This is a genomic window from Pseudomonas sp. O39 (assembly GCF_045447295.1).
Lineage (GTDB): Bacteria > Pseudomonadota > Gammaproteobacteria > Pseudomonadales > Pseudomonadaceae > Aquipseudomonas > Aquipseudomonas antarctica_A.
Genome location: NZ_JBJGXV010000025.1, coordinates 27,508 through 42,550, shown reverse-complemented (window position 1 = coordinate 42,550; position 15,043 = coordinate 27,508). Strand labels below are relative to the sequence as shown.

General features: G+C 61.9%; 17 protein-coding genes. 12 read left to right on the top strand and 5 right to left on the bottom strand.

What is annotated here, in order from left to right:
- Positions 1-28: 28 nt before the first annotated feature.
- Positions 29-370, top strand: coding sequence for a hypothetical protein (locus ACI77D_RS24515; RefSeq protein WP_407017664.1), 342 nt, complete (start codon positions 29-31; stop codon positions 368-370).
- Here ACI77D_RS24515 and trxA read toward each other — a convergent pair.
- The 3 genes from trxA to ACI77D_RS24500 all read right to left on the bottom strand — a co-directional run bounded on the left by trxA (position 367) and on the right by ACI77D_RS24500 (position 2,475).
- The gene (gene trxA, locus ACI77D_RS24510) at positions 367-1,239 is read right to left on the bottom strand and encodes a thioredoxin (RefSeq protein ID WP_064454334.1); all 873 of its coding nucleotides are present in this window, start codon (positions 1,237-1,239) and stop codon (positions 367-369) included. The two genes, ACI77D_RS24515 and trxA, sit on opposite strands and share 4 nt — an antisense overlap.
- A 127-nt stretch (positions 1,240-1,366) precedes the next feature.
- Positions 1,367-2,023 (bottom strand): methyltransferase, encoded by a 657-nt coding sequence (locus ACI77D_RS24505; protein ID WP_262666359.1) that lies wholly within the window; start codon positions 2,021-2,023, stop codon positions 1,367-1,369.
- Positions 2,020-2,475, bottom strand: coding sequence for a YbaY family lipoprotein (locus ACI77D_RS24500; RefSeq protein ID WP_064454332.1), 456 nt, complete (start codon positions 2,473-2,475; stop codon positions 2,020-2,022). The genes ACI77D_RS24505 and ACI77D_RS24500 overlap by 4 nt, the downstream gene beginning before the upstream one ends.
- A 139-nt stretch (positions 2,476-2,614) precedes the next feature.
- Here ACI77D_RS24500 and nrdR point away from each other — a divergent pair, with 139 nt between their 5' ends.
- The 11 genes from nrdR to ACI77D_RS24445 all read left to right on the top strand — a co-directional run bounded on the left by nrdR (position 2,615) and on the right by ACI77D_RS24445 (position 11,053).
- Positions 2,615-3,085 carry a transcriptional regulator NrdR gene (nrdR, locus tag ACI77D_RS24495; RefSeq protein WP_064455016.1) on the top strand — a complete coding sequence of 157 codons (471 nt, stop codon included), beginning with the start codon at positions 2,615-2,617 and terminating at the stop codon, positions 3,083-3,085.
- The gene (gene ribD, locus ACI77D_RS24490; RefSeq protein ID WP_064454331.1) at positions 3,082-4,218 is read left to right on the top strand and encodes a bifunctional diaminohydroxyphosphoribosylaminopyrimidine deaminase/5-amino-6-(5-phosphoribosylamino)uracil reductase RibD; all 1,137 of its coding nucleotides are present in this window, start codon (positions 3,082-3,084) and stop codon (positions 4,216-4,218) included. Before nrdR ends, ribD begins: the two co-directional genes overlap by 4 nt.
- A gap of 47 nt (positions 4,219-4,265) precedes the next feature.
- Entirely contained in the window at positions 4,266-4,943 is a 678-nt protein-coding gene (locus tag ACI77D_RS24485) for a riboflavin synthase (protein WP_064454330.1), read from the top strand.
- A 15-nt stretch (positions 4,944-4,958) separates the two neighbouring features.
- A complete protein-coding gene (ribBA, locus tag ACI77D_RS24480) occupies positions 4,959-6,050 on the top strand; it encodes a bifunctional 3,4-dihydroxy-2-butanone-4-phosphate synthase/GTP cyclohydrolase II (RefSeq protein WP_221295735.1) in 1,092 nt (363 codons plus the stop codon).
- A gap of 88 nt (positions 6,051-6,138) precedes the next feature.
- Positions 6,139-6,615 carry a 6,7-dimethyl-8-ribityllumazine synthase gene (gene ribE / locus ACI77D_RS24475; protein ID WP_003194576.1) on the top strand — a complete coding sequence of 159 codons (477 nt, stop codon included), beginning with the start codon at positions 6,139-6,141 and terminating at the stop codon, positions 6,613-6,615.
- Positions 6,612-7,112, top strand: a complete 501-nt coding sequence (nusB, locus tag ACI77D_RS24470) for a transcription antitermination factor NusB (RefSeq protein WP_053258233.1) — start codon at positions 6,612-6,614, stop codon at positions 7,110-7,112. The genes ribE and nusB overlap by 4 nt, the downstream gene beginning before the upstream one ends.
- Before the next feature lie 179 nt (positions 7,113-7,291).
- A complete protein-coding gene (gene thiL / locus ACI77D_RS24465; RefSeq protein WP_407017677.1) occupies positions 7,292-8,257 on the top strand; it encodes a thiamine-phosphate kinase in 966 nt (321 codons plus the stop codon).
- Between the two features lie 56 nt (positions 8,258-8,313).
- Positions 8,314-9,036, top strand: a complete 723-nt coding sequence (locus tag ACI77D_RS24460) for a substrate-binding periplasmic protein (RefSeq protein ID WP_407017663.1) — start codon at positions 8,314-8,316, stop codon at positions 9,034-9,036.
- 129 nt (positions 9,037-9,165) lie between these two features.
- Positions 9,166-9,783, top strand: coding sequence for a GTP cyclohydrolase II (gene ribA, locus ACI77D_RS24455; protein WP_064454325.1), 618 nt, complete (start codon positions 9,166-9,168; stop codon positions 9,781-9,783).
- Complete coding sequence (locus ACI77D_RS24450; RefSeq protein ID WP_407017662.1) at positions 9,780-10,199, top strand: MFS transporter; 420 nt, start codon at positions 9,780-9,782, stop codon at positions 10,197-10,199. The genes ribA and ACI77D_RS24450 overlap by 4 nt, the downstream gene beginning before the upstream one ends.
- The gene (locus tag ACI77D_RS24445; protein ID WP_407017661.1) at positions 10,196-11,053 is read left to right on the top strand and encodes a cobalamin-binding protein; all 858 of its coding nucleotides are present in this window, start codon (positions 10,196-10,198) and stop codon (positions 11,051-11,053) included. Before ACI77D_RS24450 ends, ACI77D_RS24445 begins: the two co-directional genes overlap by 4 nt.
- Here ACI77D_RS24445 and ACI77D_RS24440 read toward each other — a convergent pair.
- Positions 10,996-12,891 carry a TonB-dependent receptor domain-containing protein gene (locus ACI77D_RS24440; protein ID WP_407017660.1) on the bottom strand — a complete coding sequence of 632 codons (1,896 nt, stop codon included), beginning with the start codon at positions 12,889-12,891 and terminating at the stop codon, positions 10,996-10,998. The genes ACI77D_RS24445 and ACI77D_RS24440 overlap by 58 nt on opposite strands.
- A 156-nt stretch (positions 12,892-13,047) precedes the next feature.
- The gene (dxs, locus tag ACI77D_RS24435) at positions 13,048-14,946 is read right to left on the bottom strand and encodes a 1-deoxy-D-xylulose-5-phosphate synthase (RefSeq protein WP_262666355.1); all 1,899 of its coding nucleotides are present in this window, start codon (positions 14,944-14,946) and stop codon (positions 13,048-13,050) included.
- Between the last annotated feature and the right edge of the window lie 97 nt (positions 14,947-15,043).

The window sequence follows — 15,043 nt, the reverse complement described above, 5'->3', positions numbered from 1 at the left end:
GGTCGGAAAAGTGCGGGGAGTAAGGACGATGTTACGAATTCGTGGAATCGTCGGCGACTTGCCGGTGGACTTGACCGTGGAGCTCGACGACGACGATTGGGCACGGCTGGGCGCACAGTTGCAGGCGACCCCGGTACCCAGCGCGCCGGCAGATGCACCGGTCAAACACAGCGATGATCTGTGGCAGAGTGCCCAGGACCTGTTGCGCCAGGCCGGGCAACTCAATGGGCTGGAGTTACTCGACCAATTGGAAGGCTTGTCGGGTGATGCGGCGTCAGGCAAACGCCTGTTGGTGCGCCTGCGCCACAGTGCCAGCGTGAAAGTAGCCAGCGGCGGAGATACGCCGCTGTACAGCTGGGTCGGCAGTTAATACAGCGCGGCGAACAACTTGCGGCGGTACACGGTGACCAGCGGGTGGTCATTGCCGAGCAATTCGAATACTTGCAGCAAGGTCTTGTGCGGCAAGCCTTCGCTGTAGCTGCGATTGCGGATAAACAGCTTGAGCAGGCCTTCCAGCGCGGCGTCGTATTGCTGGCGAGCGAGTTGCTGAATGGCCAACTGATAGGCCGCTTCATCGTCCTGCGGGTTTTGCGCCAGGCGGCTTTTCAAGTCGGCGGCGTCTGGCAAATCGGCCGCCTGGCGCAGGAAGGTTATTTGCGCCTTGGCCCCGGCGAGGGCGGCTTTGTGGTCGTCGCTTTTCACGGCGTCGAGCACGGTTTGGGCTTCGCCCAACTCACCGCGTTCGGCCAGGCAGCGTGCATACAGGATCAGCGCGGCAGCGTTGGTGTTGTCTTCGCCCAGCAGCGCGACCAGTACCGCTTCGGCGTCGCTGATACGGCCTTCGGCAAACAGCGCCTGGGCCTGTTCCAGTGGGTCAGCGGCCGCCGGCGGTGGCATCTGCACATGCGGCTCCAGCATCGCCCTTACCGCCGACTCCGGCTGCGCCCCGGCAAACCCGTCCACTGGCTGGCCGTCCTTGAACAGCACCACGGTGGGCAGGCTTTGAATGCCAAAACGCGCGACGATATCCTGCTCGGCCTCGCAATCGATCTTGGCCAGCAGCAGCTCGCCCTGATAACTCTCGGCAATTTTCGCCAGCATGGGCATCAACGCCTTGCACGGCGCGCACCACTCGGCCCAGAAATCCACGAGTACGGGTTTTTCGAAGGAGTTCTGAATCACGGCCTGGTCGAAGTTAGCGGTGGTGACGTCGAAGATGTACGGCGTGGGCTCACTCATGGTGCGTCTCGAATAAAGCGGGAATGGGGCAACTATAAGGTGATGGAGTCCAGATCGCTATCGCGGGCAAGCCCGCTCCCACACTTGACCGCATTCCCTTGTGGGAGCGGGCTTGCCCGCGATGGTCTCAAGAGCGCCGCGAATGGTACAGGCTCACCTTGCGAAACTCCCAAGGCTCGGCCAGATCGGGCAGGGTCAGCGCGTCGAGGATTTCCAGGCGTTGATACGCCGGGTGCTGAAAGTCGCGTACCCGCGAATCTGCCACCAGTGCCTCGCGGCCACGGGTGAGGAACTGGTCGAGCAGCGGCAGGTTGGCGCGGTCGTAGAGCACGTCGGCGACCAGGATCAGGTCGAAGCGGTCGGCTTCGGCGAAAAAGTCTGCTGAATAACTCAGTTCCACTGCGTTGAGTTCGGCGTTCGCCCGGCAAGCGGCCAGCGCCAGCGGGTCCAAATCACACGCGACCACTTCCAGCGCACCCGCCTTGACGGCGGCGATCCCGGCCACGCCGGAACCGGCGCCAAAATCCAGCACACGCTTGCCGGCGACCCACTCAGGGTTTGCCGCCAGGTAGCGCGCCAATGCTAGGCCGCTGGCCCAGCAAAAACTCCAGTAGGGCGGTTCATGCAGGATGCGCCGGGTTTCTTCGGGGCTGAAGGCGCGGTCCATATTGTCCGCGTCGAGCAGCCACAACGAGAGTTCGGTGCCCGGCAGCGGGCAGGGCACCAATTGCGCGTCGCCGATCAGTTCGCTCAGCGCCCGTTGCAGGCCCAGCGGTGGCGTCATGGTGCCTTGACGAGTTGCAGGGGGCCGGTGGTCTGGGTGATGGCTTGGGTGATGCGCACGGCGGGCAGGTGCAGGATCAACTGGCCGGACTGGCTGGCACGACCGCGCAATTCAACCCGCGCACCGGCCGGAAAGGCGTCCGGGCTGAAGCGCAGGCGGAAGGCCACGGGCTTGCCGTTGCCGGTCAACACACTGCTGGCGAGCAGTTGTTGCGGGCGGTTGCGCTCGTCAATCACCAGCAGCGCCAGTTCGACTTCGGCGTTGGCCGGCACGCCATTGAGGGTGCCGTTGATTTCACGCTGATAAGCCGGCAGCGGGCCCAAGTCTTCAATGCCGGGGACTTTTTTCTCTTGGGCAGGCGTCGGTTGCGGTACCGACGGTTTCGGGGCTTCGCTGCTGCAGGCGACCAGGAAACTGAACAGGGTGAGTAAAACAAGTGGTCGTAACTGCATGTACGGCTCCAGAAAGGGCAAAATCCGTGGCTTAAAAAATATGAAACATAATAGTCAGCCTATATACCGTAAAGGCTATGGCTTGTCTTGCCATGGGGATGCGCTACCATGGCCCTCCCTTTTTTTGTTGCCTGCCACCATGCACTGTCCCTTCTGCGGTGCCAACGACACCAAGGTCATTGACTCACGTCTGGTCGCCGAGGGCGATCAAGTACGTCGCCGGCGCGAATGCCTGGCCTCTGGCTGCGGTGAACGTTTCACCACCTTCGAAACCGCCGAACTGGTGTTGCCACGTCTGATCAAGTCCGACGGCAGCCGCCAGCCTTTCGACGAAGACAAACTGCGCGCCGGTATGCAGCGCGCCCTGGAAAAACGCCCGGTGAGTGTCGAGCGGCTGGAGGCGGCGCTGGCGCATATCAAGCACAAGCTGCGTGCGACCGGCGAGCGCGAGGTTAAGAGCCTGGTGGTTGGAGAACTGGTGATGGGCGAGCTGCAAAAGCTCGACGAAGTCGCCTATATCCGTTTCGCTTCGGTGTATCGACGCTTCCAGGACCTCAATGAGTTCCGCGAAGAGATCGACCGCCTGGCCCGTGAGCCGGTAAAGAAATGACCGCACCTTCTGCAGAACAGGCCATCCTCGATGCCCATTACATGGCTCGCGCCCTCGAATTGGCGCGCAAGGGCGTGTACACCACCCATCCCAACCCGCGTGTGGGCTGCGTGATTGTGCGGGATGGGCAGATTGTCGGCGAAGGCTGGCATGAACGCACCGGCGAACCCCATGCCGAGCCGAATGCGTTGCGCGCCGCCGGTGACAAGGCGCGTGGCGCCACGGTGTACGTGACCCTTGAGCCATGCAGCCACCACGGGCGGACACCGCCTTGCGCCGATGCATTGGTGACTGCCGGTGTCGCGAGAGTGGTCGCCGGGATGCAGGACCCCAACCCGGAAGTGGCTGGGCGTGGCCTGCAGCGTTTGGCCCAGGCCGGTATCGAAACCCACAGCGGCGTGCTGGAAAGTGAAGCGCGCGCGCTCAACCCGGGCTTCCTCAAGCGCATGGAACACGGCCTGCCGTTCGTGCGGGTCAAACTGGCGATGAGTTTGGACGGCCGCACCGCGATGGCCAGTGGCGAAAGCCAATGGATCACCGGCCCTGCCGCCCGCGCCGCCGTACAGCGCCTGCGCGCCGAGGCCAGCGTGGTGTTGACCGGTGCCGATACGGTGCTGGCCGACGGCGCCCGCCTGACCGTACGTGCCGCCGAACTGGGCCTGGACGAAGCGACCACTGCACTGGCCATGTCCCGCCCGCCATTGCGCGTGTTGATCGACGGCCGCCTGCGCGTGCCGCTCAACGCGCCGTTCTTCAAGGCCGGCCCGGCGCTGGTCATCACCTGTGTTACGCCAGAGAACCAGTTCCCCCGTGGGCCCGAATGCCTGGTCGTGCCAGGCGTTGACGGTCAGGTGGACCTGCGCTCGGCGCTGGTCGCACTGGCGGCCAGAGGTGTCAACGAAGTGTTGGTAGAGGCCGGTCCAAGCCTGGCGGGTGCGTTTGCCCAGCAGGGGTTGGTCGACGAGTACGTGATATTCGTCGCTGGCAAGTTTCTTGGCTCCGCCGCTCGGCCTTTGCTGGACTGGCCGCTTGATAAACTCGCCGACGCCCCCCAACTCAAGATCACTGAAATGCGCGCTGTAGGCGATGACTGGCGAGTCACTGCCATCCCTCTTCCAGCAGCGAGCGTATAATTCTGACCGGGCGCTCAAGCGCCAGTCCCGTTTTCCAGGAGAAGGCCATGTTCACCGGCATTATCGAATCCATCGGCAGCATCCGCGCAATGACCCCCAAAGGCGGTGATGTGCGCTTGTTGGTTGAAACCGGCAAGCTCGATTTGGGCGACGTCAAGCTGGGCGACAGTATCGCCGTCAGCGGCGTGTGCCTGACCGTCATTGAGCTGCCGGGCAATGGCTTTGCCGCCGACGTCAGCCGGGAAACCCTGGACTGCACCGCGATGAACGACCTAAAAGCCGGCAGCCCGGTCAACCTGGAAAAAGCCCTGACCCCGACCACCCGCCTGGGTGGCCACCTGGTCAGCGGTCACGTCGACGGCGTCGGCGAAGTGGTGGCGCGCAGCGAAAACGCACGTGCCGTGGAATTCCGCATTCGTGCGCCGAAAGAGCTGGCCAAGTACATCGCCCACAAAGGCTCGATCACCGTCGACGGCACCAGCCTGACCGTGAACGCCGTCAATGGCGCCGAATTTGAGCTGACCATCATTCCCCACACCCTGAGCGAAACCATCATGGCGTCGTACCAGCCAGGTCGCCGGGTGAACCTGGAAGTTGACTTGCTTGCCCGTTACCTGGAGCGCCTGCTGATGGGCGATAAGGCCGCAGAGTCTGTCTCTCTACAAGGGCCGTCCGGGAACATCACTGAAAGCTTTCTGGCCGCTAATGGCTACCTGAAATCCTGACCAAGGGGGTGCCGCGTGGCGCTCAATAGCATCGAAGAACTGGTTGAAGACATCCGCCAAGGCAAGATGGTCATCCTGATGGATGACGAAGATCGCGAAAACGAAGGCGACATCATCATGGCCGCCGAGGCCTGCAAGGCTGAGCACATCAACTTCATGGCCAAGCACGCCCGTGGGCTGATCTGCATGCCCATGAGCCGCGAGCGCTGCGAGTTGCTCAAGCTGCCATTGATGGCGCCGCGCAACGGTTCGGGTTTCGGCACCAAGTTCACCGTGTCCATTGAAGCGACCACCGGCGTCACCACCGGTATTTCTGCCGCCGACCGTGCACGCACGGTGCAAGCCGCCGCCGCGAAAGACGCCAAGGCCGAAGACATCGTCAGCCCGGGCCACATCTTCCCGCTGATGGCCCAGCCGGGCGGCACCCTCGCTCGCGCCGGCCACACCGAAGCCGCCTGCGATTTGGCGCGCATGGCCGGTTTCGAGCCGAGCGGCGTGATCTGCGAAGTGATGAACGACGACGGCACCATGGCCCGTCGCACTGAACTCGAAGCCTTTGCCGCCGAACACAACCTCAAGATCGGCACCATTGCCGACCTGATTCACTACCGCATGATCCACGAACGTACCGTTCAGCGGATTGCCGAGCAGCCGCTGGACAGCGAACTGGGCCAATTCAATTTGGTGACCTACCGTGATTCAGTGGAAGGCGACGTGCACATGGCCCTGACCCTGGGCACCATTTGCGCCGACGAACCGACCCTGGTGCGCGTGCACAACATGGACCCGCTGCGCGACCTGCTGATGGTCAAGCAGCCCGGCCGCTGGAGCCTGCGCGCTGCCATGGCCGCAGTTTCCCAGGCAGGCAGCGGTGTGGTGTTGCTGTTGGGCAACCCGGTGGATGGCGACGTGTTGCTCGCGCATATTCGTGAAACCGCCGAGAACACTCAGGTCAAAACGCCGACTACCTACAGCATCGTCGGTGCCGGTTCGCAGATCCTGCGCGACCTGGGTGTACGTAAAATGCGCTTGATGAGTGCACCGATGAAATTTAATGCGATATCCGGTTTCGACCTGGAAGTTGTAGAATACGTGCCCTCCGAATAACGGCTGGCTATTTTTGCCCCGTGTTCGCGGTTAAATCATCACTGAGGGACGCACTTTTCGCGTCCCGGCTCTTTAAGAGATTTGTCGAATGACCCTGAAGACCATCGAAGGTACCTTCATCGCCCCCAAAGGCCGCTATGCCCTGGTGGTTGGCCGCTTCAACAGCTTCGTGGTTGAAAGCCTGGTAAGCGGTGCCGTTGACGCCCTGGTTCGCCACGGTGTGAGCGAGAGCGATATCACCCTCATCCGCGCCCCTGGCGCCTTCGAAATTCCTCTGGTTGCGCAAAAAGTTGCACAGCAGGGTGAATACGCGGCGATCATCGCCCTGGGCGCGGTCATTCGTGGCGGTACCCCGCATTTCGAATACGTGGCTGGCGAATGCACCAAGGGCCTGGCCCAGGTGTCCATGGAGTTCGGCGTGCCAGTCGCTTTCGGCGTACTGACCGTAGATTCCATCGAGCAAGCCATCGAGCGTTCCGGCACCAAGGCCGGTAACAAAGGCGCTGAAGCAGCCCTGTCCGCGCTGGAAATGGTCAGCCTGCTGTCGCAGTTGGAGGCCAAGTGATTTCTGACGAGAGCGATCAGTTCAACCCTCAGGACCCACGCCCTGCGGATGCCGGCAAGCCATCCAAAAGCGAGAAGCGTCGTAAAGCGCGTCAACTCGCCACCCAGGCGCTGTACCAGCGTCTGCTGGCGGGCGCTTCGCTGAACGAAATCGAAGCGCAGTTTCGCGTCGATAACGACTTCACGTTTGCCGATCAGAGCTACTTCCACGACATCCTGCACGGTGTGCATGCCAACCTGACCGAGATCGACACGGCACTGGCGCCATGCCTGGACCTGACCATCGAAGAACTGGACCCGGTTGAACTGTGCGTGATGCGCCTGTCTACCTGGGAGCTGCTCAAGCGCGTCGACGTGCCATACCGCGTGGTCATCAACGAAGGTATCGAACTGGCGAAAGTCTACGGTTCGACCGACGGCCACAAGTTCGTCAACGGCGTGCTCGACAAGCTGGCCCCGCGCCTGCGCGAAGCCGAAGTGAAGGAACACAAGCGCTAAGTCGCGCTTGAGTTCCTGTGCCTTGCCTTACCAATGCGTTCCTGTTTTGGTGAGTGGCTGTTGCTGCCAGACAAGGCGCCGCGACGACTCATAGCGTGCTATGGGGAGGAGCGGCAACGCAGTATGGCGGCAACAGACGCCGCCAAAAAGGAACCGCAGTGGTGAGGCAGGGCACATTGATGGGTGAGTTCGAGCTGATCCGCAAGTACTTCGCCGCCGCGCCGTGTGCGCAAGGCGGCGAAGGCATTGCCCTGGGGATCGGCGACGACTGCGCCTTGCTGGCGCTCCCCGCCGGGGAGCAGCTGGCAATCTCCACCGATACCTTAGTGGCCGGCGTGCACTTTGCCGACCCGTGTGACCCGTTCCTGCTCGGCCAGCGCTCGCTGGCCGTGGCAGTGAGCGACCTGGCCGCCATGGGCGCCCATCCCCTCGCGTTGACCCTTGCCCTTACCACCCCGACGGTTGATGCCGATTGGCTGCAACGCTATGCCCAGGGTTTGAATGCCATGGCGCAAAGCTGCGGTGTGGGCCTGGTGGGCGGCGATACCACGCGCGGGCCGCTGAGCCTGACCCTGACGGTGTTTGGCCGAGTACCGGCCGGGCAGGCATTGACGCGCAGCGGTGCACAGCCGGGTGACCTGCTGTGTGTGGGCGGTGAACTTGGCAATGCCGCCGGCGCATTGCCGTTGGTGTTGGGGCAACGCACGGCTGACGCCGCCATCGCTGAGCCCTTGCTCGCCCATTACTGGTCGCCGCAACCGCAGTTGGCGCTGGGCCTGGCGCTACGGGGCAAGGCGACATCGGCCATGGATATTTCCGACGGGTTGTTGGCCGATTGCGGGCATATCGCCAAGGCTTCGGCTGTCAGCCTGCTGGTTGAGCGTCAGAAGTTGCCGCTGTCCAAGGCGTTGTTGGCGTTTGTCGGTGATGATGAAGCCCGTGTCGCCGCGTTGAGCGGGGGCGACGACTATGTGTTGGCCTTCACCTTGCCGCGCGCCGAGTTGGCGCCCTTGTTGGCGAACGGGTGGCCGATCCATGTGATCGGCCGGGTCGAGGCAGGGCAGGGCGTAACGCTGCTCGACGCCACCGGGCAAGACATCACTCCGGCCGTGCGCGGTTATCAACATTTTCACGAGACGCTGTAAGCCTGCGAGCATGCGCTACCCTCTATACGGTTATCACGGTGTAGGAGGTTGTCACCATGGTTGTGCGCCGTTGGCTGCTGATCATGATGTGTGCCTCGTCGCTGGTGCTGGCAGATGAAGCGCCCGTCCCTGGCAAGGTCATGCTGGCCAGTGAGGAATGGAACAACTACACCAACAAAGATGGCAGTGGTCTGGCCTGGGATGTATTGCGTCAGGTCTTCGAACCGGCCGACATCACCCTGCAAACCCGCACCGTGCCCTATACCCGCTCGGTCGGGCTGGCCCAGCGCGGTGAGGTGGACGGCTGGGTCGGCGCCTATCGCGATGAAGCCCGCGGCGTGCTGTACCCGCACTGGCACTTCGACGCCGACCACCTCTACGCACTCGGGCTGGCAACTGCGCCGACGCCGAGCCTCGCCACCCTGGGCAACTACCGCTTGGCGTGGGTGCGCGGCTATCGGTATGAGGCGTACTTGCCGAACCTGCACCACTTCAACCAGATCGAGCGCCGTGACGGCATCCTGCCGATGCTGCAACACGCTCGTGTCGACTACTACATCGACTCCCTTACCGAAGCCAAACACGTGCTGAGTCAGTCGGATGAACCGTCGCAATTCAAACTCACTCATATCGCCGAGCTGCCGCTCTATGTAGGCTTTGCCGACACTGAGCGCGGGCGGGCCTTGATGGCCGTCTATGACCGGCGCATGGCGGCCCTGGTCAAAAATGGCGAGCTGAAGCCGATTTTCGAGCGCTGGAAGCAGCCGTATCCATTCTGACCTGCATAGAACCAGGACGAAGGCCAATCGAACCTATTGATCTTTATCAGCGATAATTCAGCTTAAGCGTCTGTAGGAACCTGCTGTTACAATGACGCCCTCTGTGAAATCTGAAATCAGGAGCACACGGTGCCCGTCGTTTTCGTCGCTGCTTCCAAGCTGCCTACCCCTTTTGCCACGTTCACCATGAATGGCTTTCTCGAAGAGGCCAACGGGCGCGAGCACGTTGTGCTCAGCCTGGGTGACATCGCCGACGGCGCGCCGGTGCTTGGCCGCGTGCACTCCGAGTGCCTGACCGGCGACGCGCTGTTCAGCCAGCGCTGCGACTGCGGATCGCAACTGGAAGCGGCCATGCGGGCCATTGCCCGTGAAGGCCGTGGCGTATTGCTGTACTTGCGTCAGGAAGGCCGTGGCATTGGCCTGATGAACAAGATCCGGGCTTACGAGCTGCAGGACGGCGGTGCCGATACTGTCGAAGCCAACGAGCGCCTGGGCTTCGCCGCCGACCAGCGTGACTACGGCATCTGCCTGCCGATGCTGGAACATTTGGGAGTGAAATCCCTGCGCCTGATGACCAACAACCCGCGAAAGGTCAACGCCTTGACCGAGATGGGCATCACCGTGGCCGAGCGTGTGCCGCTGCACACCGGGCAAAACCCGCATAACAAACTCTACCTGGCCACCAAAGCCAGCAAGCTCGACCACATGATGGGTAACGAGCATCAAGGCGAGGTCGACCGCGCGTGACCCGTGGCCAGGTAAAACGCCGACTGTCCTTCAACTGGTGGCAGTACCTGGCCCTGGCATTGCTCCCGTTGTTCGTCATCAATCTGGTGTTTGGTCAGGCCGAGTCGCTGCTTCCCGTGCTGGCCATGCCGTTCTTCATTGCCGGCGTGGCCTCAATGTTTTTGAGCCTGCGCTATTTTCATGGCTATAAACACGCGCTGATTGCCACTTCCAAAGCCCTCGACACACCCGAAGAACCGGCTGCCTGGATCGCCCTCGCGGCACGTCGGCGCACGGCGTTGCTGGTGGCTGCCCTGCCAGCCTGGATCGGTGCGTTGGCGGTGTTTGTCGGCCTGGAAGCAGTGCCGCTGTGCTTGCTGGCGCTGTCGACGCTGGTGCTGTTTTACCTCTATCGCATTCCGCGTCAGCTGGGATGAGGCGTTACTGGCTGACGGTCCTGCTGCTGGTCTTCAGTGCCCAGGCATTGGCAGTCGAACGCGTTGTCAGCCTGGCGCCGTCGCTCTCTGAAATTGTGCTTGAACTGGGCGCTGCTGACTTGCTGGTTGGCGTGCTCGACGGCGGCGAGCGGCCGGCGGCGTTGGCGAACGTGCCGTCGGTGGGGCATTACGGGCAACTGAACATGGAGCGCCTGCTCAGCCTAAAGCCCGACCTGATCCTGCTCTGGCCCGGCAGTGTCGGCCCGGCTCAGCGTGAGCAATTGCAGCGCCTGAAGATCCCGGTGTATGTCGCCGAACCCCATAGCCTTGAACAACTGACGTCCCAAATCCAAGCCATCGCTCAACAAGTGGGCCGTGAAGAGGCCGGTCGACAACTGGCTGCGCAGTTACGCCAGCGCCTGACCGAACTGCGCCAACGCTATCACCGGGCCGAACCCTTGCGGGTGTTTTACCAAGTGTGGAACCAGCCGCTGTACACCGTGGGCGGTGGGCAAATCATCAGCGATGCGCTGAGTGTGTGCGGCGCGCGTAATGTATTCGATGACCTGAAGCTGCCCGCGCCGCAGGTCAGTATTGAGTCTGTGTTGCAGCGTAATCCCGAGGTAATTGTGGCCGGGGATCAGCCGCAACTGGACGCCTGGAAAGCCTGGCCGCAGATTGACGCCGTGGGGCAGGGGCGATTGCTGTTGGTGCCGGACAAAGGCCTGGAGCGGCCCAGCGGGCAAATGTTGGAGGCGGTGGCCAGGCTCTGCCAGGTGATCGCAGCCAGTGCCGATCAGATGTCCGGCGCCCAGCTCACCCCGACCATAAACGCCCGACCTTCTTCCCGATAGCCATACTGTTGGCCTTGATACTGATACAGCTCCCGGTTGTAGCCTTTGTCCAGCACGTTATCGAGCTTCATGCTCAGCGTGATTTCACGGTTCACGGCCCAACTGGCGCGTAGCCCGAGCACCCCATAACCACCCAACCGATGCTGGTTCTTCGGATCGTCGTAGCTGCTGCTTACCGCTTGCCAGCTGGCGCCGACGCCGAACTGATCGAATTGGCGATCCACGTCCAGGCTCAGGGTGCGCCTGGCACGACGCGCCAATGTGCGGCCGGAATCTCGGTCGCGCGGGTCTATCATTGCCAGCCCGAGGCTACCTTGCCAGCCGAACAACTCTTGCTTGAGCGCGGCTTCAACGCCATTGATGCGTGCCGAACTGACGTTTTGCGGGCCGCCACTGGCGAACACAATCGCATCTTGGATATCCGTGCGGTATAGCGAGGCTTCCAGACGGCTGGTGTCGCTGAGCTGGCTACGCCACTGCACTTCGTAGCTTTTGGAGGTTTCGGGTTTCAAATTCGGGTTGCTGTTTTTAAAGCCAAACTCGTCCGGGTAGTACAGGTCATTGAACGTCGGAGCCCGGAAGCCCTCGCTGTAACTCAGTAACAGATCGTTATCCGGGTTTACCGGCAGGGTTAAGGTGCCGCTCCAACTGTTGTGACCGCCGAACTGTTGGTTCTGGTCGCGACGCAGGCCCAGTTCCGTGGAGAAGTACTGGGTTTGAAAGCGGTGCTGGATAAACGCAGCACGGTTCCAGCGGCTGTCTTCGGCCAGCGCGGTGCTGCTGTTGACCCGGTCTTCGTACCAGTCGGCGCCCAGGATCAGACTGTTCTGTTCATTGAGGGTTAAGTCGTTCTGCCAGTTCAGCGAGTCGCGGTAGGTGTTGAACACACTGCGTTCGTCGCTAAGTTTATCCTGGGTCTCTTCACGATTTTCGCTGTGGCCCAGTTCTACGCGAGACTTCCAAATGTCGTTGATACGCGCATCGACATAGCTGCTGACGCTACTTACGGTGAAGTGGGTGTAGGGCTGCTGTTGGAAAGCTTGATAGGTGACCGAGTCAAAGCGACCGTAAGGGTTATCGAATTCGCTCTTGCCATGGTTGTCCAGCACGTTTATGCCGGCGTCGAGATCATCGGTGAAGGCATGGTTCAGGCTGAAACTGATGGCTTGGTTGCGGTAGGCGTCATCGTCGCCATCGCTGGGGTAGGAGGTCCGTGTGCGATTGAACCCGGCGGTGTCTTCCAAGCTGGCGCTGAGGTCGAATCGGGTTTGTGGGTCGCCCCCGGACAATCCCACGCTGCGCTCCCACGTCTGGTTGCTGCCAAAGCCCACATGCATGCGCGGTTGCAGGCCGGGCTCGGTGTAACGCCGAGTGAAGATCTGGATCACTCCACCAATGGCATCGCTGCCGTAGATCACCGAACGTGAACCTCGTAACACTTCTACTCGCTCGATTTGGTCGATGTTGAGGTATTGCAAGTTGCTGGTGCCGGTGGTGGAACTGCTGATGCGCTGGCCATCTACCAGAACCAGGCTTTGGGCGGTGGACGTGCCGCGAATATAAATATTGGTCGCGCTGCCACGGCCACCGCTCTGAGCCACCTGCACGCCGGGTACGCGGTTCAGCAAGTCGCTTAGGGTGGTGGGTTGCAGGCGGTCGATGTCATCGCGGGTGAACACGGTGTTGGCGGCGCTGCTGTCGTTGCGTGCCTGGACCTGGCGGTTGGCGCTGATCACTACGTTGGGGAGTTTCAGGGCGTCGTCGCGCTCAAAGGGTTCGGCGAGCAGGTCAGTGGCCGGGAGCAGCAGCAAGGGCAGGGCAAAGCGAAGGCGGGTCATGGGCTGTCCCTAGCGTTCATCAGCAATACAAAACCAATGTGGGAGCTGGCTTGCCTGCGATGACGGCGGCACATTCAACTTCAATGTGTCCGATAGACCGCTATCGCAGGCAAGCCCGCTCCCACATGTTGAACCGGTTTCTACCGGGAGGTCGGTTTACAGGCCGAGCAGTGCCATGCGCTCGCGCACCGACGCTTCAATACCGGCTTCGTCCAGCCCGCATTCGGCGAGCATCTGCGCCGGCTTGGCATGTTCGACATACACGTCCGGCAAGCCCAGGTGCAGCACCGACTTGAGGATATTCTCCCGCGCCAGGAACTCACTGACCGCTGCACCGGCGCCGCCCATGATGGCGTTTTCTTCGACCGTCACCAGCAGCTCATGGCCCGCGGCGATTTCGCGGACGAGGGCTTCATCCAGCGGTTTGACGAAGCGCATGTCGACCACGGTGGCGTCGATCTTCTCGGCGACTTTGAGGGCTTCGGCCAGTTGCACGCCAAACACCAGGAACGCGGCTTTGCTGCCCTGGCGGCGAACAATGCCTTTACCGATTTCAATCGGCTCAAGGTCTTTTTCGATCATGGCATTCGGGCCATTGCCGCGTGGGTAACGCACGGCGGCCGGGCCGTTGTACAGGTGGCCGGTGCTGAGCATCTTGCGCAGTTCGTTCTCGTCGCTCGGCGTCATCACCAGCATGCCGGGAATGCAGCGCAAGTAGGACAAGTCAAAACTGCCGGCGTGGGTGGGGCCGTCTTCGCCGACTAAACCTGCGCGGTCGATGGCGAACAGCACGTCGAGGTTCTGCACCGCCACGTCATGAACCAGCTGGTCATACCCGCGTTGCAGGAACGTTGAGTAGATCGCCACCACCGGTTTCGCGCCTTCACAGGCCATACCGGCCGCGAAAGTAACGGCGTGCTGCTCGGCAATCGCCACGTCGAAATAGCGCAGCGGGAAACGCTCGCTGAACGCCACCAGGTCGGAGCCTTCCTTCATCGCCGGGGTAATGCCCACCAGGCGCGGGTCGGCAGCGGCCATGTCGCACAGCCATTCGCCAAATACGCCGGAATACTTCGGCCCGCTGGCCTTTTTCGGCGCGGCGGCGGGAGCGTCCAGAGGTTCGAGCTTGGTGATGGCGTGGTAACCAATTGGGTCGACTTCCGCCGGGGCGAAGCCTTTGCCTTTTTTGGTGACGATGTGCAGGAACTGCGGGCCCTTGAGGTCACGCATGTTGCGCAGTGTGGCGATCAGGGTCGGCAGGTCATGACCGTCGATCGGGCCAATGTAGTTCCAGCCCAACTCTTCGAACAGGGTGCCAGGCACTAGCATGCCCTTGGCATATTCTTCGGTACGCCGGGCAATTTCCCACGCGCCGGGCAGGCGCGAGAGCACCTTCTTGCTGCCTTCGCGCATGCTGGCGTAGGTGCGGCTGGAGAGGATCTTTGCCAGATAGTTGGACAGGCCACCGACGTTGCGCGAGATCGACATGTCGTTGTCGTTAAGGATCACCAGCATGTTGGCGTTCACTTCCGGCGCATGGTTCAGCGCTTCGAAGGCCATGCCGGCGGTCAGTGCGCCATCACCAATCACGGCAATCGCCTTGCGGTCGCTGCCTTGCAGGCGGGCGGCAATCGCCATGCCCAGCGCTGCACTGATGGAGGTGCTGGAGTGGCCGACGCCAAAGGTGTCGTACTCGCTTTCGGCGCGGCGCGGGAAGGCGGCCAGGCCGTCCTTCTGACGCAGGGTGCCCATGCGCTCGCGACGGCCAGTGAGGATTTTATGCGGATACGCCTGATGGCCCACGTCCCACACCAGCCGGTCGTCCGGGGTGTCGAACACGTAATGCAAGGCGATGGTCAGCTCGATAACGCCCAGCCCTGCACCGAAATGCCCACCGGTCTGACCGACCGTGTAGAGCAATTCCAGGCGCAACTCATCGGCCAGGGTTTCCAGCTCGGCTTCACCAAGTCGACGCAGGCCGTCCGGCGTGGCAGCACGGTCGAGCAGGGGCGTGGACGGGCGCTTGCGGGGAATCTCTTGGAACGTCGTGGGCATCAGGCGAATCGTTATAGGTATAGAAGAGGCGGCAGTTTACCTCAAGCCGTGCAAACTGCCCACGCAGAGCGCCAAACTTGGCTGATATGCGGCGCTA